The organism is Parahaemophilus parainfluenzae (genome assembly GCF_001053575.1).
Classification (GTDB): domain Bacteria; phylum Pseudomonadota; class Gammaproteobacteria; order Enterobacterales; family Pasteurellaceae; genus Haemophilus_D; species Haemophilus_D parainfluenzae_S.
This window is the reverse complement of the sequence record NZ_JVSL01000028.1, coordinates 1-1,669: the sequence shown is the minus strand read 5'-3', so window position 1 is coordinate 1,669 and position 1,669 is coordinate 1. Positions and strand designations below refer to the sequence as shown.

Below are 1,669 nucleotides of genomic sequence, written 5' to 3'. Positions count from 1 at the left end.
GCTTTACCTGTGTTAACAATCCAACCTGCGCTGTTGATTGCATCCGCTACATTCTTAACTGTTGCAACTTTATTCTCATCTCCAGTAGTAACTGTAACTTTTCCTGCGTTAGGTTGTGTTACATCATCTGAAGCTTTAGTAATGTTACCAGTCACTACACTTAAGTTACCATCATTGTTAACAGTAACAGTTTTACCATCAGTTTTCACATCATAGGTTACATTTACAACGTCTTGACCATTTGTATTGGTTACAGTCACGTTAGCTGTTGTGCCTTTACCATCAACATATTCAACACGATCACCTGGATTTACAGTAACGTTTGCTCCATCAGTTGTTTTTGTAATCCAACCTGTGTTGTTAATGGTATTCGCTACATCACCTACTGTGGCAACTTTATTGCCTGCATCAGTTGATGTATTTTCATTACCATCTTTACCTACAACCGCTTTACCAGTTGTCATATTTGCTGAAACATTACCTGTTACTTGTTCAACAACATTCGTTGCATTTACAGAAAGATTAATTGTGCTGGTATTGCCGTCAGTTGTTGGTGTAATTTTAACTGAATTGTCACTTGCAAAGTTCACGTTGTTACCGTGAGTTACGGCATCAACAGGTTGACCATTTGCTTGTAAGTTCCAGCCTGCTTTTAACACATCTTCAACTGTCGCTGCATCTTTACCTTTGTAATCTGGTGCAGTTGTGTTTGTAAGATTCGCAGATAAATCAGCTGTTTTGGTTGCATTAGCAACATCACCTTCCACTTTAACTGGGGATTCTAAGTGTGTAGTTAAGTTACTTACTGCACCATTCGTAATGTTGGTACCACCAATTTTGATACTACCGTTGTCAGCGACTGTAATGTTGTTCACACTTAAGTCGTCAGATGTAGCATAGATGATATTGTCACCAACACGTTTCACTTCTAAGTTTTTACCTGCTTGGAAGTTAATTTGACGACCTGCCCCCACTTTAGTAGCTGTTCCAGCTTCAGTTTTGAATGAGTTTTGGTCATCTGCTTTACCTGTGTTAACAATCCAACCTGCGCTGTTGATTGCATCCGCTACATTCTTAACTGTTGCAACTTTATTCTCATCTCCAGTAGTAACTGTAACTTTTCCTGCGTTAGGTTGTGTTACATCATCTGAAGCTTTAGTAATGTTACCAGTCACTACACTTAAGTTACCATCATTGTTAACAGTAACAGTTTTACCATCAGTTTTCACATCATAGGTTACATTTACAACGTCTTGACCATTTGTATTGGTTACAGTCACGTTAGCTGTTGTGCCTTTACCATCAACATATTCAACACGATCACCTGGATTTACAGTAACGTTTGCTCCATCAGTTGTTTTTGTAATCCAACCTGTGTTGTTAATGGTATTCGCTACATCACCTACTGTGGCAACTTTATTGCCTGCATCAGTTGATGTATTTTCATTACCATCTTTACCTACAACCGCTTTACCAGTTGTCATATTTGCTGAAACATTACCTGTTACTTGTTCAACAACATTCGTTGCATTTACAGAAAGATTAATTGTGCTGGTATTGCCGTCAGTTGTTGGTGTAATTTTAACTGAATTGTCACTTGCAAAGTTCACGTTGTTACCGTGAGTTACGGCATCAACAGGTTGACCATTTGCTTGTAAGTTCCAGCCTG

General features: G+C 38.6%; 1 pseudogene. It reads right to left on the bottom strand.

Annotation, left to right across the window (positions count from 1 at the left end):
• Positions 1–1,669 (bottom strand): annotated as a pseudogene (locus tag AC979_RS10445) (hypothetical protein); the annotation flags it as partial.